The 19,865-nt window shown below is 69.1% G+C and carries 18 protein-coding genes and 1 riboswitch; of the genes, 11 read left to right on the top strand and 7 right to left on the bottom strand.

Features of this window, described 5'->3' with window-relative positions:
• Positions 1 to 60: 60 nt before the first annotated feature.
• From aroA to HNQ67_RS11365, 8 genes are all read left to right on the top strand, one after another.
• Positions 61 to 1,386, top strand: coding sequence for a 3-phosphoshikimate 1-carboxyvinyltransferase (gene aroA / locus HNQ67_RS11400; protein ID WP_343054908.1), 1,326 nt, complete (start codon positions 61 to 63; stop codon positions 1,384 to 1,386).
• A complete protein-coding gene (gene cmk / locus HNQ67_RS11395) occupies positions 1,383 to 2,033 on the top strand; it encodes a (d)CMP kinase (protein WP_183255447.1) in 651 nt (216 codons plus the stop codon). Before aroA ends, cmk begins: the two co-directional genes overlap by 4 nt.
• Positions 2,034 to 2,178: 145 nt before the next feature.
• Positions 2,179 to 3,888: a 30S ribosomal protein S1 gene (gene rpsA / locus HNQ67_RS11390; RefSeq protein ID WP_183255445.1), complete on the top strand. Its 1,710-nt coding sequence runs from the start codon at positions 2,179 to 2,181 to the stop codon at positions 3,886 to 3,888.
• 213 nt (positions 3,889 to 4,101) lie between these two features.
• A complete protein-coding gene (locus HNQ67_RS11385; protein ID WP_183255442.1) occupies positions 4,102 to 4,386 on the top strand; it encodes an integration host factor subunit beta in 285 nt (94 codons plus the stop codon).
• A complete protein-coding gene (mscL, locus tag HNQ67_RS11380) occupies positions 4,386 to 4,802 on the top strand; it encodes a large-conductance mechanosensitive channel protein MscL (protein WP_183255439.1) in 417 nt (138 codons plus the stop codon). Before HNQ67_RS11385 ends, mscL begins: the two co-directional genes overlap by 1 nt.
• Positions 4,803 to 5,291: 489 nt before the next feature.
• A complete protein-coding gene (locus HNQ67_RS11375) occupies positions 5,292 to 5,951 on the top strand; it encodes a hypothetical protein (RefSeq protein ID WP_183255437.1) in 660 nt (219 codons plus the stop codon).
• The gene (locus HNQ67_RS11370) at positions 5,857 to 7,461 is read left to right on the top strand and encodes a Y-family DNA polymerase (RefSeq protein ID WP_183255435.1); all 1,605 of its coding nucleotides are present in this window, start codon (positions 5,857 to 5,859) and stop codon (positions 7,459 to 7,461) included. The genes HNQ67_RS11375 and HNQ67_RS11370 overlap by 95 nt, the downstream gene beginning before the upstream one ends.
• Positions 7,458 to 10,736, top strand: a complete 3,279-nt coding sequence (locus HNQ67_RS11365) for an error-prone DNA polymerase (protein WP_343054902.1) — start codon at positions 7,458 to 7,460, stop codon at positions 10,734 to 10,736. Before HNQ67_RS11370 ends, HNQ67_RS11365 begins: the two co-directional genes overlap by 4 nt.
• Here the strand turns inward: HNQ67_RS11365 and HNQ67_RS11360 are convergent.
• From HNQ67_RS11360 to HNQ67_RS11350, 3 genes are all read right to left on the bottom strand, one after another.
• A complete protein-coding gene (locus HNQ67_RS11360; protein WP_183255432.1) occupies positions 10,733 to 10,930 on the bottom strand; it encodes a hypothetical protein in 198 nt (65 codons plus the stop codon). The genes HNQ67_RS11365 and HNQ67_RS11360 overlap by 4 nt on opposite strands.
• Positions 10,923 to 12,026: a 4-hydroxyphenylpyruvate dioxygenase gene (gene hppD / locus HNQ67_RS11355; protein WP_183255430.1), complete on the bottom strand. Its 1,104-nt coding sequence runs from the start codon at positions 12,024 to 12,026 to the stop codon at positions 10,923 to 10,925. Before hppD ends, HNQ67_RS11360 begins: the two co-directional genes overlap by 8 nt.
• A gap of 113 nt (positions 12,027 to 12,139) precedes the next feature.
• Positions 12,140 to 12,724: a hypothetical protein gene (locus HNQ67_RS11350; protein WP_183255428.1), complete on the bottom strand. Its 585-nt coding sequence runs from the start codon at positions 12,722 to 12,724 to the stop codon at positions 12,140 to 12,142.
• 400 nt (positions 12,725 to 13,124) lie between these two features.
• On the opposite strand from HNQ67_RS11350, the gene HNQ67_RS11345 reads away from it, so the two are divergent.
• The 3 genes from HNQ67_RS11345 to HNQ67_RS11335 are packed head-to-tail and all read left to right on the top strand — an operon-like array spanning position 13,125 to position 15,535.
• The gene (locus HNQ67_RS11345; protein ID WP_183255425.1) at positions 13,125 to 13,784 is read left to right on the top strand and encodes a DsbA family oxidoreductase; all 660 of its coding nucleotides are present in this window, start codon (positions 13,125 to 13,127) and stop codon (positions 13,782 to 13,784) included.
• Between the two features lie 57 nt (positions 13,785 to 13,841).
• Positions 13,842 to 14,777, top strand: a complete 936-nt coding sequence (locus tag HNQ67_RS11340; RefSeq protein WP_183255423.1) for a HipA domain-containing protein — start codon at positions 13,842 to 13,844, stop codon at positions 14,775 to 14,777.
• A gap of 2 nt (positions 14,778 to 14,779) precedes the next feature.
• Positions 14,780 to 15,535 carry an HIRAN domain-containing protein gene (locus HNQ67_RS11335; protein ID WP_183255411.1) on the top strand — a complete coding sequence of 252 codons (756 nt, stop codon included), beginning with the start codon at positions 14,780 to 14,782 and terminating at the stop codon, positions 15,533 to 15,535.
• A gap of 4 nt (positions 15,536 to 15,539) precedes the next feature.
• Here HNQ67_RS11335 and thiC read toward each other — a convergent pair whose 3' ends face one another.
• The 4 genes from thiC to HNQ67_RS11315 form a co-directional block, all read right to left on the bottom strand.
• The gene (thiC, locus tag HNQ67_RS11330) at positions 15,540 to 17,369 is read right to left on the bottom strand and encodes a phosphomethylpyrimidine synthase ThiC (protein WP_183255622.1); all 1,830 of its coding nucleotides are present in this window, start codon (positions 17,367 to 17,369) and stop codon (positions 15,540 to 15,542) included.
• Positions 17,370 to 17,501: 132 nt separating this feature from the next.
• Positions 17,502 to 17,610, bottom strand: a riboswitch (TPP riboswitch).
• A 35-nt stretch (positions 17,611 to 17,645) separates the two neighbouring features.
• Complete coding sequence (locus HNQ67_RS11325; protein ID WP_183255409.1) at positions 17,646 to 18,023, bottom strand: hypothetical protein; 378 nt, start codon at positions 18,021 to 18,023, stop codon at positions 17,646 to 17,648.
• A complete protein-coding gene (locus tag HNQ67_RS11320) occupies positions 18,023 to 18,853 on the bottom strand; it encodes a TIGR02587 family membrane protein (protein ID WP_183255407.1) in 831 nt (276 codons plus the stop codon). Before HNQ67_RS11320 ends, HNQ67_RS11325 begins: the two co-directional genes overlap by 1 nt.
• Before the next feature lie 37 nt (positions 18,854 to 18,890).
• On the bottom strand, positions 18,891 to 19,502 hold the full coding sequence (locus tag HNQ67_RS11315; protein ID WP_183255405.1) for a TetR/AcrR family transcriptional regulator: 612 nt from the start codon (positions 19,500 to 19,502) through the stop codon (positions 18,891 to 18,893).
• Positions 19,503 to 19,865: the final 363 nt, after the last annotated feature.

Genomic DNA, 19,865 nt, shown 5'->3' with positions numbered 1-19,865 from the left:
CAAAAGCCATCTCTCGCGCCGCCCGGGCCGCCTGACCAATTCGGAGACCGCCGGGTGACGATCCCCTCGACCTTGACCGCCCGCAGCGCCCCGGCGCTGGCCGGCGTGGTCCGCGCCCCGGGCGACAAGTCCATCTCCCACCGCGCCCTGATCCTCGGGGCCATGGCGTCCGGCGTCACCGACATCGACGGCCTGCTCGAGGGCGACGACATCCTCGCCACCGCCCGCGCGGTCGCGGCGCTCGGCGCCGGCGTCGAACGGCTGGGACCGGGCCGCTGGCGGGTCACCGGCCACGGCGGCTTCAAACAGCCGGCTGGCGTCATCGACTGCGGCAACGCCGGCACCGGCGTTCGCCTGCTGATGGGCGCGGCGGCGGGTTATCCGATCACCGTCACCTTCGACGGCGACGCCAGCCTGCGCAAACGACCGATGAAGCGGGTGACGGGCCCGCTCGCCGACATGGCCGCGCGCCTCGCATGGTCCGGCGAAGAGGACCGGCTGCCGGTCACGATCACCGGCGGCCGCCTCGCGGCCATCAACTATCGCCAGACCGTCGCCTCGGCCCAGATCAAGTCCGCCATCCTGCTGGCCGGCCTCAACGCGGACGGCGTCACCGCCGTCACGGAACCCGAGCCCAGCCGCGACCACACCGAGCGGATGTTGCGCGCCTTCGGAGCCGAGGTCGGCGTCCTGCCGGACGGCGCCGGGTGGCGCGTCACCTTCAGGGGCGGTCAGACCCTGACCGCCGCCCCCGTCACAGTCCCCGGCGACCCGTCGTCGGCCGCCTTCCCGCTCGCCGCCGCCCTGATCGTCCCGGGCTCGGCGGTCACCGTCGAAGGCGTCATGCTCAATCCCCTGCGCACCGGCCTGTTCGAGACCTGGCGCGAGATGGGCGCCGACCTGACCGTCTCGAACCGCCGCACGGCCGGCGGCGAGGAGATCGGCGACATCACCGCCCGCCACTCGGCCCTCAAGGGCGTCGTCGTGCCCCCCGAGCGCGCCGCCTCGATGATCGACGAATACCCCATCCTCGCCGCCACGGCCGCCTTCGCCGACGGCGACACCGTCATGCGGGGCATTGGCGAGATGCGGCTCAAGGAAAGCGACCGCATCGCCCTGATGGCCGCCGGACTGCAGGCCTGCGGCGTCGCGGTCGAGGAGGAGGCGGAGGGCTTCACCGTCACCGGCGGTTCCAAAAACGGATCGGTCCGCGGCGGCGCTGCAGTGACCACCCACGGCGATCACCGCATCGCCATGAGCCATCTGATCCTCGGCCTCGCCGCCGCCGACCCCGTCACCGTCGACCAGCCCGCAATGATCGCCACCAGCTTCCCCGGCTTTGTCGAGTTGATGCGCGGGCTCGGGGCAGATATCGGCTCCGCATGAGCCAGGCCCTGATCATCGCCGTCGACGGACCCGCCGCCTCGGGCAAGGGCACCATCGCCGCCCGGCTGGCGAAGGCCTACGGCCTGCCGTTCCTCGACACCGGCCTGCTCTACCGCGCCGTGGGCCTCGGTCTGCTCGACACCGGCGGCTCGCTCGACGACGCCGCCGCCGCCGAAGCCGTGGCCCGCGCCCTCGACGCCAGCCACCTGACCGACACCGACCGGCTGACCGATCGCGGGGCGGGCGAGGCCGCCAGCCGGGTGGCCGGCTATCCCGGCGTGCGCGCCGCCCTGCTCGCCTTCCAGAAAACTTTCGCCAGCCAGCCCGGGGGCGCCGTCCTCGACGGGCGCGACATCGGCACCGTCATCGCCCCCGAGGCCCCGGCCAAGCTGTTCGTCACCGCCACCGCCGAGGTCCGCGCCACGCGCCGCTGGAAACAGCTGACCGGCCGGGGCGAGGTCATCGCCTTCGAGGACATGCTGGCCGACATCGTCCGCCGCGACGAGCGCGATGCCGGACGCGGCGCCGCCCCCATGGTCCAGGCCGAAGACGCCGTCTTGCTGGATACGACCGATATGGATATAGAGACCGCCTTCGATGCGGCCCGCCGTATCGTCGAGGCGGCGCGCGCGAAACACGGTCTCTGACCCGTTCCGCAAATCCAACGCTCCCATCCTCGGCTTCCGCGGGCGACCTGGCTTCATTTGCCTCGCATCCCGACGACCTGCTTTCACCCTTCAATCCACCTCGCGCGGGGCCGTCCGGTCACGCGCCACAACCGTTAGAAACCCATTGACCGATACCCAAAGCTTCTCCCCCTCGCGTGACGACTTCGCCGCGCTGCTCGACGAAACCCTTCAGGGCCGTGACCTCGGCGAAGGCCAGGTCGTCCACGGCCGCGTCGTCGGCATGGAAAAGGACATCCTGATCATCGACGTCGGTCTGAAGACCGAAGGCCGCATCCCGGCCCGCGAGTTCGGCGTCGGCGAAGGCGCCGTGATCCCGAAAGTCGGCGACAACGTCGAAGTCTACCTTGAGCGCGTCGAGAACGCCCTGGGTGAAGCCGTCATCAGCCGCGACAAGGCCCGCCGCGAGGAAGCCTGGACCCGTCTGGAAGTGGTCTTCGCCGAAGGCCAGCCGGTCAACGGCGCCATCATCGGCCGCGTCAAGGGCGGCTTCACCGTCGACCTCGGCGGCGCCTCGGCCTTCCTGCCGGGCTCGCAGGTCGACATCCGTCCGGTGCGCGACGTCGCCCCGCTGATGGGCAAGGAACAGCCCTTCGCCATCCTCAAGATGGACCGTCCGCGCGGCAACATCGTGGTCTCGCGTCGCGCCATCCTGGAAGAAGCCCGCGCCGAACAGCGCACCGAGCTGGTCGGCCAGCTGCAAGAGGGTGAAGTCCGCGAAGGCGTGGTCAAGAATATCACCGACTACGGCGCGTTCGTGGACCTCGGCGGCATCGACGGCCTGCTGCACGTCACCGACATGTCGTGGAAGCGCGTCTCGCACCCGTCGCAGGTCCTCGCCGTCGGCGACACCGTCAAGGTCCAGATCGTCAAGATCAACCCGGACACCCAGCGCATCTCGCTCGGCATGAAGCAGCTCCAGGCCGATCCGTGGGACGGCGTGGAAGCCAAATATCCGGTCGGCGCCAAGATGTCGGGCCGCATCACCAACATCACCGACTACGGCGCCTTCGTGGAGCTGGAAGCCGGCGTCGAGGGTCTGGTGCACGTCTCGGAAATGTCGTGGACCAAGAAGAACGTCCACCCCGGCAAGATCGTCTCGACCTCGCAGGAAGTCGACGTGGTCGTGCTGGACGTCGACGCCTCCAAGCGCCGCATCTCGCTGGGCCTGAAGCAGGCCCAGGACAACCCGTGGGACGCCTTCGTGGCCAACAACCCGATCGGCTCGACCGTCGAGGGCGAGGTCAAGAACGCCACCGAGTTCGGCCTGTTCATCGGCCTCGACAACGACATCGACGGCATGGTCCACCTGTCGGACCTCGACTGGAACGTCTCGGGCGAGGAAGCCATCCAGCGCTACCGCAAGGGCGAAACCGTCAAGGCCAAGGTGCTGGACGTCGACGTCGAGAAAGAGCGCGTCTCGCTGGGCATCAAGCAGCTCGGCGGCGATCCGATGGAAGGCGACACCTTCAAGAAGGGCCAGCAGGTCACCGTCACCGTCACGGCGGTGGAGACCGGCGGCATCGAGGTCAAGTTCGGTGAGGACGACGCCCCGGCGACCGCCTTCATCCGCAAGTCGGACCTGTCCCGCGACCGCGCCGAACAGCGCACTGAGCGCTTCTCGGTCGGCGACCGCGTCGACGCCATGGTCACCGGCATGGACAAGGCCTCGCGCCGCGTCTCCGTCTCGATCAAGGCGCTCGAGATGAAGGACGAGAAGGAAGCCGTCGAACAGTTCGGGTCCTCGGACTCGGGCGCCTCGCTGGGCGACATCCTCGGCGCCGCCCTGCGCGAAAAGGCCGGCTCCAAGGAGTAAGGCCTTCGCTGCAGAGCGAATGATTGGGGCGGCCAGAGCGATCTGGCCGCCCTTTTTCATGCCTCCGGCCCGGATGGTGAAGGTCCAGTAACCGACATTTCCGGGCGTCGGGTCTTTTGCCTCCGGCCTCCGGTCGCTAAGGTAGGGATTGCATTCGGGTTTCGGATGCACCCGTATGGTCCTGGGAAGGGCGTTGGAGGGCGGGGGCCTGACATGATCAAATCCGAACTGATCGAGAAACTGGCGGCCGAGAACACCCATCTGACCCACGCCGAGGTCGAGCGGGTGGTCAACATCGTCCTCGGCCGGATGGTCGAGGCGCTCGGCGAGGGCGGCCGGGTCGAGCTGCGCGGCTTCGGGGCCTTTTCGGTTCGCGGACGGCCGGCGCGGGCCGGACGCAATCCGCGCACCGGCGAGACCGTCGACGTACCCGCCAAGGCGGTGCCCTTCTTCAAGAGCGGCAAGGAGCTTCGTGAGCGTCTAAACGCTACCGACTGATGGGATTGCTCGCCGAATTCAAGGAGTTCGCCGCGCGCGGCAACGTCATCGACCTCGCCGTCGGGGTCATCATCGGCGCTTCCTTCGGCAAGATCGTCACCAGCCTGGTCGATCAGGTGATCATGCCGCCGATCGGCTTGGCGCTCGGCAATGTCGACTTCTCGAAGCTGCAGTGGGTTCTGAAACCCGAGGACCCGACGACCGAGGCGGTCGAAAAGGTGGCCATCCAGTACGGTGCCTTCATCAACACCCTGATCCAGTTCCTGATCGTCGCCTTCGTGGTCTTCCTGCTGGTCAAGGCGATCAACCAGATGCGCCGCAAGCAGGCGGCCGAGCCCGCCGCCGTCCCGCCGGCCCCCACCCCGACCGAAACCCTGCTGACCGAAATCCGCGACGCACTGAAGGCGCGGCGGTAGGACGACCTTTCCACCACCATCGTCACCCTCGGGCTTGACCCGAGGGTCAGACCAACCGGTGCTGCGTCGAGGATCATGCAGCCCGCGCCCTCAGGGCCGTCCTTTGCGCACAGCCCAGTCTGACATCTGATCCTCAGGTCAAGCCCGAGGATGACGGTCGATCGAAGCGAAGAGGGGCAGGAATTTATTCCTGTCCCGCCCTTGATCCCCGCCCGCGCCGCCCCATGTCAGTCCAGCCAGGCCTCACCGCCGGCCGGTCTTTGAAATCGTGTTGTTGAGACGCGGCGGCTGCAGCGGCGTCTATGGATGCTTCGGGCGATGTAGACTCTGTCGACTCCGCCACACCGAATTTCGGCGCCGACTCTGCCGACTCCGCCACACCGTTTTTTTGGTTTCACTCAGGAGTGAAAATCCCCGGCCCGGACGAATCCGATTCCACGTTTGACTCTCCGTCCCATGCGGAACAAAGAATGAACATTCAGCGTCTGAATGATCATGAACCCGTCGCCCGCCCTGTCACAGGACCCGTTCCCGCAAACGCCCGCCCCGCTCGAGGAGGCGTGCGCGCCCACGCCGCGCGACGTGGCCGCGGCGGTGGCGTTCGCCCTGTCGCGACGGCGCGCGGACGACACCCGGCCGGTGCTGGTCACCGCGCCCAGGGCCTGGTTCGTCGAATACGGCCGCCCCTACGGCCCCGGGATGGCGGGGGTCCCCTTGATCCTCGCTTCCGCCGCCTCCCTGGCCGAGGCCCTGTGGGTCATGGAGCAGGGGCTTCGCTCCGGGGCGGTGGCGCTCGGTCTCGGCGCGGTCGAGGGCGCGACCCTGGCCCAGACCCGCCGGCTCGATTTCGCGGCGAAACAGGGCGAGGCCGTCGGCCTGATCCTGTCGCGCGGACTGGACGGGCTCAGCGCGGCCCGGCGGCGCTGGCGGATTTCGACGCAGGCCAGCGCAGTGGACCCCGAGGACGACCGCGCCCCCGGCCGGGCCCGCCTTCTCGCCGAACTGACGCGCGGCCGGGGCGAGCGGCCCGGCGCCTGGATGCTGGAGCAGGATGATGAGACGCATCGTCTCCGTCTGGCTGATCGACTGGCCGATTTCGGTTCGCCGTCGATCGCTGGAACGGGCGCGCCGTCCGGCCTCGCCGCCTGAGCCCGCTCTCGACCCCCGCAACCCGTTCGCCCTGATCCTCAAGAACAGTCGGGGCGCGGCGGTGATCCACGCCCTGAATCCGGCCGCCCGGGCCGCGGGCCTTCGGCGCGGCCAGACCCAGGCCGACGCCCGGGCCATGGTCCCGCACCTGATCGGTCAGGCCGCCGATCCCGCCGCCGACGCCCGGGCCCTGACGGCGCTGGCGCAATGGGCCGAGCGCTGGTCGCCCTCGGTCAGCGTCGATCCGTCTGAGGAAGGGCTGGAGGGCCTGTTCCTCGACGTCACCGGCGCCGCCCACCTGTTCGGCGGCGAGGCGGCGCTGGCGGAACAGATCCGGCAGCGACTGGCCGAAGCGGGGATCAAGGCCCGCGTCGCCGTCGCCCCCACCCCCGGCGCGGCCTGGGCCCTGGCCCGCTGGGGCGAGGACGAGGCCGGGGCGGCCCCGATCGCCACGCAGGACGACGCCCGCGACCGGCTGGCCCCCCTGCCGGTGGAGGCCCTGCGCATCGCCGACCGCACCTTGGCCCAGGCCCGCCGCTTCGGCCTCAAGCGGATCGGCGACCTCTACCCCATGCCCCGCGCCGGCCTTGCCCGCCGCTTCCGCAACGACGGCGGCGTCGATCTGGTCCGCCGGCTGGATCAGGCGCTTGGCCACGTCGGCGAGGCCCTCGTCCCCGTCCGCCCCCCGCCCCGCTACCGGTCGTGGGAGACCTGGATGGAGCCGGTCGCCGATCTGGAGGGGGTGGAGACGCGGTTGTCCGGACTGGCCGCCGACCTCGCCGCCCCGCTGGAGCGCGACGGTCAGGGCGCGCGGGCCCTGACCCTGACCGGTTTCCGCTCCGACGGCCGGACCACTTCGCTGTCCGTCCGCATGGGCCGCCCCGGCCGCGACGCCTCCGTCTGGCTGCGCCTGTTCCGCGAGGCCGGGCTGGGCAAGCTGGAGCTGGGTTTCGGCCTCGACGCCCTGATGCTGACCGCCGATGTGGTCGAGCCGATGGCGGCCCGGCAGGCGGCGCTGGAGCGCGAGGCTGAGGCGAAACAGGCCGAAAGCCTGACCGCCCTGATCGACCGGCTGACGGCGCGGCTGGGCGAGGCCCGCATGCTGGCGCCCGAAGCGCTCGACAGCTGGCTCCCCGAACGGGCCGAACGGTTACGCCCCGCCCTCGGCCGCCGCATCGAGGCCGCTCCCTGCGAGGCCGTCCGCCGCCCGATCCTGCTGCTCGACCCGCCCGAGCCGATCAGGGACCCGCTGTTCGACCTGCCCGACGGCGCTCCGGCCCGCTTCACCTGGCGCCGCGCCTCCCGCCGCGTCGTCCGGTCGGAAGGCCCCGAACGCGTGGCGCCCGAATGGTGGCGGACCGCCCGCGCCCGGACCCGCGACTACTACTGCCTCGAGGACGCCGAGGGCGGCCGCTACTGGGTCTTCCGCGAAGGCCTCTACGGCCGCGAATACGCCGGCGGCCCCGATGAGCGGCCTCCCAGCTGGTGGATGCACGGGGTGCTGGCGTGAACGGCTGGGACGGCGCCTACGCCGAGCTCGGCGTCATGAGCAATTTCAGCTTCCTCGAGGGGGCCTCCCACCCCGCCGAGCTGATGCTGCAGGCCAGGGCGCTCGGCCTGGCCGCCGTCGGCGTCGCCGACCGCAACACCCTCGCCGGCATCGTCCGGGCCTTGATGGGCGCCGAGCAGGCGGACATCCGGCTGGTCATCGGTTCGCGCCTGACCTTCACCGACGGAAACGAGCTGATCGTCTTCCCCCGCGACCGCGCCGCCTACGGCCGCCTCTGCCGCCTGCTGTCGCTGGGCAAGAGCGAGGTGGTGCCGCAGCCGGGCGCCGATCCCGACGGCGACCGCATCGAAAAGGCCGAAACCCGCCTGACCTTCGACCAGGCGGCGCAACGGGGCGAAGGCATGATCGCCCTTGTCCCGGCGCCGGCAAGCCCGGACGCGGCGTTCGAGACCCGGCTGACGGCGTGGCGGCGCGCCTGGCCCGACACCCTTCATCTGGCGGCTTCGCCCCTGTGGCGCGGCGACGACCGGCGCCGTCTCGCTCGTCTGGCGGCCATGGCCCGGCGCACCGGCGCACCGATGATCGCCACCAACGCCGTCCTTTACCACCACCCCGACCGGCGCCGGCTGCAGGACGTCCTGACCTGCATCCGCGAGGGAACCACCATCGACAAGGCCGGTCGCCGCCTGCAGGCCAACGCCGAGCGGTTCCTCAAATCGCCGCAGCAGATGGCGCGCATGTTCCGCGGCCATGAGGTGGCGCTGGCCCGGACCATGGACGTTGTGAGGGCCTGCACCTTCTCCCTGCGCGAACTCAGCTACCAATACCCCGACGAACCCGTGCCCGACGGCTGGACCGCCCAGCGCCGGCTGATCCGCCTGACCTTCGAGGGCGCGCGGGAACGGTGGCCGGAGGGCGTGTCGCCGCGCATCCGGCAGACCATCGTCAAGGAATTGAGGCTGATCAAACAACTGAAGTATCCCAACTACTTCCTGACCGTGCACGACATCGTCGCCTGGGCCCGGCGCCAGGACGATCCGATCCTGTGCCAGGGACGCGGCTCGGCGGCCAACTCCGTGGTCTGCTACTGCCTCGGCGTCACCAATGTGAACCCGGCCGAACAGGATGTTCTGATCGAGCGCTTCATGTCCGCCGACCGCGCCGAGCCGCCGGACATCGACGTCGACTTCGAGCACGAGCGGCGCGAGCAGGTCATGCAGTACGTCTACCGCCGCTACGGCCGTGACCGCGCGGCCATCGTGGCCACCATCATCCACTATCGCCCCCGCTCGGCGATCCGCGACGTCGGCAAGGCGCTGGGCCTGACCGAGGACGTCACCGCCCGCATGGCCGACACCGTCTGGGGCTCGTGGGGCGACGGCGTGAAGGGCGAACACATCGACCGGACGGGCCTGAGCCGCGACGACGAGCGAATGCGGCTGGCGCTGGACCTGACCGCCGAGCTGATCAAATTTCCGCGCCACCTGAGCCAGCACGTCGGCGGTTATGTGCTCAGCCAGACTCCGCTGTTGGAGATCGTACCCATCGGCAACGCGGCGATGCCGGATCGGACCTTCATCGAATGGGACAAGGACGACATCGACCACCTCAGGCTGATGAAGGTCGACGTGCTGGCCCTGGGCATGCTGACCGCCCTGAAGCGCGCCTTCCGGATGATCGAACAGAGCTACGGTCGGGCGCTAGAGCTGCACACCGTCCCGATGGGCGAGAAGCCGGTCTACGAAATGCTTCAGAACGGGGACTCGATCGGCGTCTTTCAGGTCGAGAGCCGGGCGCAGATGGCCATGCTGCCGAGGCTGCGGCCCGAGACCTTCTACGACCTGGTCGTCGAGGTCGCGATCGTCAGGCCGGGCCCGATCCAGGGCGGGATGGTCCACCCCTATCTGAAGCGGCGAAAGGAAAGACGGGAGGCCGAGGAAGAGGGTCGACCCTACCGGATCGACTATCCTGCCCCGTCGCCGGACCACGGACCGGCCGACGAGCTCAGGCAAGTCCTGCACAAGACGCTGGGCGTGCCCCTGTTCCAGGAGCAGGCCATGCGCATCGCCATGGACGCGGCGAAATTCAGTCCGGCCGAGGCCAATGGCCTGAGGCGCGCCATGGCCACCTTCCGGCACATGGGCACCATCCACGAGTACGAGGGCCTGTTTGTCGGGCGGATGATCGAGCGGGGTTATCCGCCCGACTTCGCCAAAAGCTGCTTCCAGCAGATCAAGGGCTTCGGGGAATACGGGTTCCCGGAGAGCCACGCCTGCGCCTTCGCCCTGCTGGTCTACATCTCCGCCTGGGTGAAGTGCGTCTATCCGGAGGTGTTCACGGCGGCGCTGCTGAACAGCCAGCCGATGGGGTTCTACGCCCCCGCGCAGCTGGTCAGGGACGCGCGGGAGCACGGCGTCGAGGTCAGGCATCCGGACGTCAACGCCAGCGGCTGGGACGCCTCGCTGGAGCCGCGCGAGGGCGAGGCGCGGCACGCGCTGCGGCTGGGTTTGCGGTCGATCGACGGGTTCCGGGAAGCGTGGGCGGAGCGGATCGTGGCCGAGCGGCCGTTCGCGGATCTGGAGGATCTGCGGGTGCGGGCGAAGCTGCCGCCGGCGGCGCTGGACCGGCTGGCCGAGGCCGACGCCTACGGCTCGCTGGACCTGACGCGGCGCCAGGGCCTGTGGGCGGCCAGGGGCGCCCCGTCGGCGGCGGCGCCGGCCCCGCTGTTCGAGGCCATGGGGCTGGTCGAGGGCGACGGCCGACCGCCGGAGGCGCTGCCGGCGCTGGCCCCCTCGGAGGAGGTGGTGGGCGACTACCAGACCCTCCGGCTGTCGCTGAAGGGGCACCCGCTGAGCTTCCTGCGCGAGCGGCTGGCGGCGGCGGGGGCGGTGACGGCCCAGGCCTGCGCCGAGGTGGCGAACCACAAACGAATCCGGGTCGGCGGCGTGGTGCTGGTGCGGCAGCGGCCGGGCACGGCCAAGGGCGTCTGCTTCATGACCATCGAGGACGAGACCGGGGTGACCAATCTGGTGCTGTGGCCGGATGTGTTCGAACGGTTCCGGCCGACGGCGATGGGGGCCCGGATGGTGCTGGCGACCGGCAAGGTCCAGAGCGCCGAGGGGGTGACCCATCTGGTCGTCGAGCAGCTCGACGACTGGACCCCCATGCTGGGCCATCTGACGCCGGACCGGGCCCCGGGATCGGGGCACGAGCCGGCCCGGGGACGGCACCCGAGAGCGGTGCGGGTGCTGCCGGGGTCACGGGACTTCCACTAGCCCTTGCGGCGGTGGGTCCAGCGCCACAGGGCGTTGCCGAGGATGGGCAGGAAGCCGCCGATCAGGGCCGCCGCCAGCACCGTCCCGAAATCCCCGTCGAGGCCGTATTCCCCGACCGCCGCCCCGATCCCCGCCGCCACGAGGGGGCCGAGCCAGGGCAGCCAGCCGGGCGGCCCGAGGCGAAACTCAGGCATCCACCTTGATGACGCCGCGCCGGATCTGGTCCAGCTCGATGGAGTCGAACAGGGCCTGGAAATTGCCCTCGCCGAAGGCCTGGTTGCCCTTGCGCTGGATGATCTCGAAGAAGATCGGGCCGAAGGTGTCCTGGGTGAAGATCTGCAGCAGCAGGCCGTCCTCGACCGAGCCGTCGATCAGGATGCGGTTCTCGCGCATGCGGGCCACGTCCTCGCCGTGGCCCGGCAGGCGTTTGTCGATCAGGTCGAAATAGGTCTCGATGGTGTCCTGGAAGGGGATGCCGCGGCGCTTCATCTCCTCGACCGTCTCGAAGATGTTGTCGGTGTGCAGGGCGATGTGCTGGATGCCCTCGCCGTTGTAGCGGCGCAGGAATTCCTCGATCTGGCTGTTCTCGTCCTGGCTCTCGTTGAGCGGGATGCGGATGGCGCGGTCGGGCGCGATCATCGCCTGGGACAAGAGGCCGGTCGCCTTGCCCTTGATGTTGAAATATTTCTGCTCCTCGAAGGCGAAGACGTCGCCGTAGAAGCCCGACCAGGTGCGCATCTGGCCGCGTTTGACGTTGTGGGTCAGGTGGTCGAGGCAATACAGGCCGACCGAATTCTTGCGCTCGGCCTCCTCCCAGCCCTCGATCTCGTCCCAGCCGTCGTAGAGCGAACCGGCGTCGCCGTATTTGTCGACGATGTAGAGCAGCGAGCCGCCGATGCCCTGCAGGATGTAGGGATAGCCGCCGCCCAGCGCGCCGCCGTCGGCACCTTCGGCCGGTTTGGCGCCGCGCGACACCGCGCCTTCGTAGGCGGCCCTGGCGTCCTTGACCCGGAAGGCCATGCCGTTGGCCGAGGGGCCGTGGTCGTCGGCGAACTGTTTCGCCTGACCGGCCGGCGACTGGTTGACCAGCATGGTGATGTCGCCCTGCTTCAGGCGCACGACCTTGTTGGCCGGGTTCACATGGGTGCGGGTGAAGCCCATCAGCTCGAGCCGGGCGATCATGGCCTCGGGCTCGGGACCGGTGAACTCGACGAATTCGAAGCCGTCGACGCCGAGCGGGTTTTCCTTGTCGAGGCGGGCGGCCGCGTCGGATTGGGGCGCGTCATGCATGGGGCGTCTCCTGAAAGGGTCGCGGCGGGTCCGCCGTCGTTGCGGCGGAACCTAGTGGCGGGGAGGCGGGAAGCCAAGGTTTGCGGCGGTCACAGGCGCGGGAGGCGCGGGGATCACCCATCCTTCCCGGCCTCCGCCCGGTCCGGAAATTTGGGTATGGCAGAGTCGGCAGAGTCGGCATCGGCCGCCGCCAGAAAGCCCGGCGTCGGGCGCAGCCAGTCGGCGCCGTCGGCCGCCTCGGCCAGCCGGGCGCTGTTGAGCGCCTCTTCCTGACAGAGGTAGCGGCGCATCTCGGCCTCTTCCGCCTCCAGCGCCTTGCCGACCCGGCCCCAGCGCAGGGCCCCGGCGGCGTCGCCGCGCAGCACGCAACGCAGCATCCGGCGGTGGGCGACGAAGATCAGTTCGCCAGTGTCGATGCGGTCGAGGTCGCCCTCGCTGCGCTGCTCCAGCTGGACGCCTTCGTCGGCCGGGTCGAGGGCGTTGGCCGGCGTCCACGGCTGGTCGATGCGCCGCCAGCCGTTGCGCGCGGCGCGGGAGCGCAGGGCCGCGATGGTCACCCCGTGGCGCCGGCAGCACTCATGCGCCGGCAGCCCGGCCATATAGTCGGCGCGGACCGCCTCCCAGACGGTCTTCGGGGCGGGCCGGCGGGCGCCGTCCCGCCGCGTTCGGGGGGCGGTGAGGGGTCTGGCGTCGGGCATGGGCGTGGCGTCCTTTGTTGCTGGCGGAGGAAAGTCTACGCGCGGTTTTTCATGGGGCGGGAAGATCGCGTTTAGATTCAGCCAAGGCGCTGAAAAGGCCAGAAATCGTCCGCATAACCCGACTATAATTTCCCGGATTGTCAGCACAGCGTCATGGGGTTTGGGCGGCTGTGGAGAGCCGAGGTTCTTCACAACGAGCACAACGATTTCACAACGGACACGACGGGGCCGGTGCCCGCGGCTCCCGTCAGGGAGACGCCATTGATGGAATTGCGGGCAAGGGCCCGCGAAGGGCGAGGACAGGTGGGCTCCCGTTGTGTTCGTCGTGTCTCGTTGTGCCCGTTGTGATGAACCCGACGGCCCCGAGCCCTATATGAAGGGCCCGCCCGGAGATCGACCCATGCCCAAGTCCCTGCACATCGACTTCGTCTCCGACATCGTCTGCCCCTGGTGCGTGGTGGGGCTGGGCGGGCTGGAGGCGGCGCTGGAGACGCTGAAGGGGGAGGGGATCGAGGCGCAGGTGCGCTTCCAGCCGTTCGAGCTGAACCCGCAGATGCCGCCCGAGGGGCAGAACATCGTCGAACATGTGGCCGGGAAATACGGTGCGACGCCGGAGCAGTCGGCGCGGAACCGGGTGATGATCGCCGAGCGGGCGGCCGAGGCCTGGCCGGGGTTCGAGATGCGGATGGGCGAGACGAGCCGGATCTGGAACACCTTCGACGCCCACCGGCTGCTGCACTGGGCGGGGACGATCGGGATGGCGGAACAGAGGGCGCTGAAGGGGGCGCTGTTCACGGCCCATTTCACCGAGGGCCGGACGATGACGGACGCCGATGTGCTGGCCGACGCGGCGGCGGCGGCGGGGCTGGACCGGGGGGAGGCCGAGGCGGTGCTGGCGGAGGGGCGCTATGCCGAGGAGGTGCGGGCGGCGGAGGCGCTGTGGGTCTCGCGCGGGATCAGCGGCGTGCCGGCCGTGGTGGTGGAGGGGAAGTGGCTGATCTCGGGTGGGCAGCCGGCGGCGGTGTTCGAGGAGGCGTTGCGGGGGATGGCGGGTGAGTGAGCGCTGCTAAAGTCGATATGTCCGCTTTTGACGCATCGCAGGTATAAAATCCCTTCGATGGCACGGCTCCCCGTTCACCTACCCGACGTCGTCGACATCTCCCGGTGGGAATTGGACGAGGACAACCCCTTCGGGCCGCAAGGCGCGAAGCCGAAGAGGTTTGTGATCTCTCCCAATCCGACGGCCCGACCGGATCTCGTGAGCGCGCATCGCTATGTATTCAAGGAACCCACGGGCAATCGGGCAATGCAGATCTGGTCGGAGGTCATTGCCTATAGGTTGGCCCGGGAAATGGGGCTGCCGGTCCCGCCAGCCTTCTTGGCGACCGATGCCATTGGACGCCCCGGAGTGCTGGTTGAGTTCTTCTTCGGCCACCCTGGTCACGAGCCCCTCAGGTTCGTTCACGCCATCGAGCGGTTTCAGGGCCTCGGCAGAACAACCGATTTCCGGCGCGGCAGCATGAGGGAAAACATCTGGCTGACACGAAGCCACCAAGTGGTGGACTGGCATTCTTGGTGGGCCGAGGCGATCGCGTTCGACGCCGTCATCGGGAATACGGATCGGCATTCGGAGAACTGGGGCTTTCTGGTTCGCGTCTCTACGGATGGTCAAGTGACGCACTCGTTGGCGCCGATATTCGACAATGGGACCAGCCTCGGCTTTTCGATCAGAGATGAGGACATGGGACGGCTAACTACAGGGGCCGCATTCGACCGTTTTGTCGCGCGAGGGATGCACCATTGCGGTTGGCTGGCGGGAAATGACGAAAGCGCGAGGCACGCCGAACTGTGCCGCCGGTTTATGGAAGTTCACGGCAGGGATGGAACGAAGATGGATCGTGTGATTCACTTGCGTGATTCTACGATCGATGACGTTGTTCATGCCTGCTCGGCGACTGAGTTCCCGATCCGCTTCACGGAGCGGCGAGCGGACTTTGTCACCCGTCTTTTGAAAGCGAAGCGCGACGCGGTCATCGCTGCGATTGGAGCTTAAAGATGTCGCAGTGGATTGAATACTTGAGTGAACCCAAGCGGCTTACGCTGACGTGGGAACCTCCTCTCACAGTGCCGGGGAGGACGCGATGGATCGTGGGAGAAGTGCGGCGCACTTCGGACGGCGTGGAGTTTCGCTATCTGAAAGGTGCAGAGTTCTCGATGGAGAACAACGGGCGCACAGAGAGCGAACTTAGGGCGACAGGATACCTAGGGTACCCGGCGTTCGATTCCCGCGGAAGCGACAAGACGATCTTCGATGACCATGTCTTGGAAGCCTTCCTCAGGCGCCTTCCGCCGCCGACGCGTTCCGACTTTGGCGCCTATCTTGAGCACTTTCGCATTCAGACCACTGACCGCGTGAGCCCTATGGCGTTGTTGGGCGCAACTGAGGCTCGTTTGCCTGGCGATGGCTTCTCCTTGATCGATCCATTCGATCCCGAGCAGGCGTTTTGTGATGCGGTGATAGAAGTGGCGGGCCACCGCCACTATCCAGACAGCCGTGCAGCACTCGTCCCGGGAGGGGTGCTGGAACTCACGCCGGAACCGGATCATCCTCATGATCCCAATGCCGTCCGAATTTCTGCTGATGGCATCACAGTTGGGTATGTGAATCGGGTCCAAGCGCCTTCTGTCTCGGCTTGGATAAGCACGAGGCAAGTCGAGGCCACGCTGCTGCGCCTCAACGGGTCTACCACCAAGCCCAGAGCCTTTGTGTTTCTGAAGGTGCGGCCGTTGGCGGGACTGAAGGCGGCCTAGCCCCTCACACCTTCACCTCCACCACCCCGCCCCCGGCCCGGAATTTCGCGCTCATCTCCGCCATCCCGGCCTCGGCCTCGGCCAGCGAACCGCCCGCGTCGTTCTGCGCCTGGGCGTCCCTCCGGATGTCCTGGCTGATCTTCATCGAGCAGAATTTCGGGCCGCACATGCTGCAGAAATGGGCGGTCTTGTGGGCCTCTTTCGGCAGGGTGGCGTCGTGGTATTTGCGGGCCGTTTCGGGGTCGAGGCCGAGGTTGAACTGGTCTTCCCAGCGGAACTCGAACCGGGCGCGGCTGAGGGCGTCGTCGTGGGCGCGGGCGGCCGGGTGGCCCTTGGCCAGGTCGGCGGCGTGGGCGGCGATCTTGTAGGTGATGACGCCGTCCTTGACGTCCTGACGGTCGGGCAGGCCGAGGTGCTCCTTGGGCGTGACGTAGCAGAGCATGGCCGTGCCGAACCAGCCGATCATGGCCGCTCCAATCGCGGATGTGATGTGGTCGTAGCCGGGGGCGATGTCGGTGGTCAGCGGCCCCAGCGTATAGAAGGGCGCCTCGTGGCAGTGTTTCAGCTGCTCATCCATATTGGCCTTGATCTTGTGCATCGGCACGTGGCCGGGGCCCTCGATCATCACCTGGCAGCCGTGGTCCCAGGCGATTTTGGTCAGCTCGCCGAGGGTGCGCAGCTCGGCGAACTGGGCCTCGTCGTTGGCGTCGGCGATGGAGCCGGGGCGCAGGCCGTCGCCGAGGCTGAACGACACGTCATAGGCGCGCATGATCTCGCAGATCTCGGCGAAATGCTCGTAGAGGAAGGACTCCTTGTGGTGGCTGAGGCACCACTTGGCCATGATCGAGCCGCCGCGTGAGACGATGCCGGTGACGCGGTTCGCGGTCAGCGGCACGAAGGGCAGGCGGACGCCGGCGTGGATGGTGAAATAGTCGACGCCCTGCTCGGCCTGTTCGATCAGGGTGTCGCGATAGACCTCCCAGGTCAGGTCCTCGGCCACGCCGCCGACCTTCTCCAGCGCCTGGTAGATGGGCACGGTGCCGATGGGGACGCTGGCGTTGCGGATGATCCAGTCGCGGATGTTGTGGATGTTGCGGCCGGTCGACAGATCCATGACGTTGTCGGCCCCCCAGCGGGTGGCCCAGACCAGCTTGTCGACCTCGTCGTCGACGGAGCTGAGGACGGCCGAGTTGCCGATGTTGGCGTTGATCTTCACCAGGAAGTTGCGGCCGATGATCATCGGCTCGACCTCGGGGTGGTTGATGTTGTGCGGGATGATGGCGCGGCCGCGGGCGATCTCCTGACGCACGAACTCGGGGGTGACGAAGTCGGGGATGGCGGCGCCGAAATCCTCGCCGTCGCGGATGCAGGGCGCGGTCTGCTCGCGGCGCAGGTTCTCGCGGATGGCGACGTATTCCATCTCGGGGGTGATGATGCCGGCCTTCGCGTATTCGTACTGGGTGACGGGGCGGCCCTCGACGCCCCTGAAGACGCGGTGGCGACTGGTGTCGAAGCGGGGGGCGAGGTTCTTGCCGGAGGCGTGGCCGTTGTCTTCGGGCTTGACCTCGCGCGGGGTCTCGACGGGGGCGATGTCGCCGCGGTCGAGCTGCCAGCTGGATTTGACGAGGGGCAGGCCCTTCTTGATGTCGATGGTCACCGAAGGGTCGGTGTAGGGGCCCGACGAGTCGTAGATGGTGACGGGCGGCTCGTTGGCGCTGGGGTGGACGGCGACCTCGCGGAAGGGGACGCGGATGTCGGGGAACAGCTCGCCGGCGACGTAGACCTTGCGGCTGCCCGCGCGCTCGCCGGTCGGGATGGAGCCGGTCTCCTTCATCACCTGCTCGCGGGCGTCTTTCAGAGCCAGATCGACGTTGGGCTCTTCGGGGGTGACGGGCGGGGTGACGGCGATGTTCATGGCGGCCTCGGTGTTGAGGGCGCCGGCGTCGGGCGAGGGTCCTGTGGCGTTCGGACCGCGCGTTACTCATCCCTTCGCCGGCATGACCCGGATCAGGTTCGACGGGTCAGGCGGTCACGCCAATCTCAGCCGCTCAGGCGCGGCTCCCCGGAGAACGGCTTCAGCCTAGGCCGAAGGGGCGAGGGGTTCAACGGCTCAGGGCTCCGACCAGCCGGCGACGGAGACCCGGGCGGCGCGGGGGTCGGCGTCGAAGGCGAGGGTGACGCGATGCTTTCCGTGGGCGGGGACGTAGTCGACGGTGGCCTCGGCGGTCTCGGCGCCGAGGCGGCCCTCGATCCCGACGGCGGCGGCGGTCTCGCCTCCGAGGTTGCGGACTTCGACGTCGGCCAGCCAGCCGGCGCCGGCGGGGCGGGTCCCAATCAGGCGGGCCTCGAGCCGGGCCGGTTCGCCGGCGCGCAGGGCTTCGAAGACGATCACGGCCAAGGCGGCGAGCACCAGCAACAGGCCGAGCCCGCCCATGGCCCATTCGAGCAGGGCGGGGGCGGGCGGCGCGGACTTGCGGCGGGCGGCCATCAGACCAGCAGCCGGGCGGCGGCGGCGCCGATCGCGCCGGGGAAGGACAGGACCACCACGGCGTCGACAAGCTCGGCCAGGCCGTGGCCCTGCGTCCGTCCGAACACCCACAGCACATACAGGCTGGTCAGCAGCACGAGGCCGTAGCCGGCCAGGGTGTAGTGGACGAAGGCGGCGAAGGGGCGGGTGTGCGCTTCCTGGCCCGGAAAGCCGATGTTGTAGACGATGGCGTGCATGACGGTGAGAGAGACGAGGATCAGGGCGATGACCTGGACTGCGCTCATCCGGTAGGCGATCAGGATCATCTCCTCGGTCGGGGCCATGTTGAGGGCGAGGAACAGGGCCCCGGCGACCATCAGGAACAGCTCGCCGGGATAGGCGGCCTGATCCTCATCGCCGATGTCCTCCTCGCCGGCGCTGAGCTGGCGGCCGGCGAGCAGGGCCCCCATGGCGCCGGCGACGGCCTGCAGGGTCAGCTGACCGACGATCTGGCCTGGCGGGGCGCCGGGCTCGAGCACGCCGAACAGGGCCAGGACGGCGGCGGCGGTGATGGCCCCGACGGCGAGGGCGACAAGGGTGTCGAGCAGGGCGTGGCCGAGGCCGCGATGTTGGGCGCTGAAGCCGGCGTAGAAGGCCAGGCCGAACAGCAGCGGCAGGGCGACGAGCAGGAAGACCGCGAGGCGGAGCGGCTCGAGGATGAAGCCGAACCACCACATTTCCATGGTCATCAGCAGCGGCAGGCTGAACAGCAGGGCGCCGCCGAAGGCGCGGGCCAGATCGCGGGCGTAGGCGAGCTCGCGGCGGCGGTCGAGGGCGAGGCTGGCGCTCATGGAAGCGGCAACGCCTGAAAAGGGAGGGTGGCTCCCGCTATTCCGGGAAGGCCACCAGCAGGGCGTCCAGCGCGGTCTCGATGCGGGCCCAGCCGGCGTCGTCGAGGGCGACGCCGCCGACGCCGGGGCGGGCGCCGCCGCTGAGGGCGAGGTGCTGGACGGCGGCCAGCAGAACGGCGTTGACGGCCACGGCGTCGCCGGCGGGCGGCGTGCGCAGTCGCGGACGGCGCTCGCGCATCCAGGCCTGCAGCACAGCCGAGCGCTCGGCCTCGATACGGTTGAGCAGGGGCGAGGATTCGACCAGGGCCCAGGCCATCAGCCGCAGGGTCAGGGGGCTGGCGCGCAGGGCGCCGAGCCAGGCCGACAGGCTCTCGCGGGCAAAGGCGCGCAGGGACTCGGTCCCGGAGGCGGGGGCGGCGTCGAGCGACCGGACCAGGTCGGCGTGGGCGCGGGCGGCGATGCGGGCCACGACCCCATCGGCGCCGTCGAAATAGCGATAGACCAGCTTGCGGTCGCATCCCGCCTCGCCAGCCAGGGTCTGGACGTTGAGACCGGGGAAGCCGTCGCGCAGGAGGATCCGCTCGCCGGCCTCGACGATGAGAGCCTCGGTGGCGGCGCGGTCGCGCAGGCGGGCGGACGATTCGGCCATGGGGACAGCATCGGGCCGCCCGGGATTCGGAGCAAGGGAGGGCTTGGGGCTTAGGGCTTAGGGCTTAGGACTTAGGAGGAGCAGACTCTCGAAGCCCTGGGCCCGGGCACGGGATTCCGGACCTTGATCTCTACGACCTAAGCCCTAAGCCCGATCACCTATGTCCTGAGAAGGTAGCGGCCCGGCCTGCGTCGGGGGGGCGTGGCAGAGGCCGGGCCGCTGGTGGACTAGTCGAGCGCGCATCGCCGCTTGGTCCGATCGATAAACAGCAATCGGCGGGATCGGTTCCGGGGCTCCCGCCGATTTCCCGGAAAAATGCGCCCGGTCAACCTCGGCGGGCGATGCCGAATGTCCGGCTCCGGA

Source organism: Brevundimonas basaltis (assembly GCF_014202075.1).
Taxonomy (GTDB): Bacteria; Pseudomonadota; Alphaproteobacteria; order Caulobacterales; family Caulobacteraceae; genus Brevundimonas; species Brevundimonas basaltis.
This window is presented reverse-complemented; position numbering and strand designations above follow the sequence as displayed.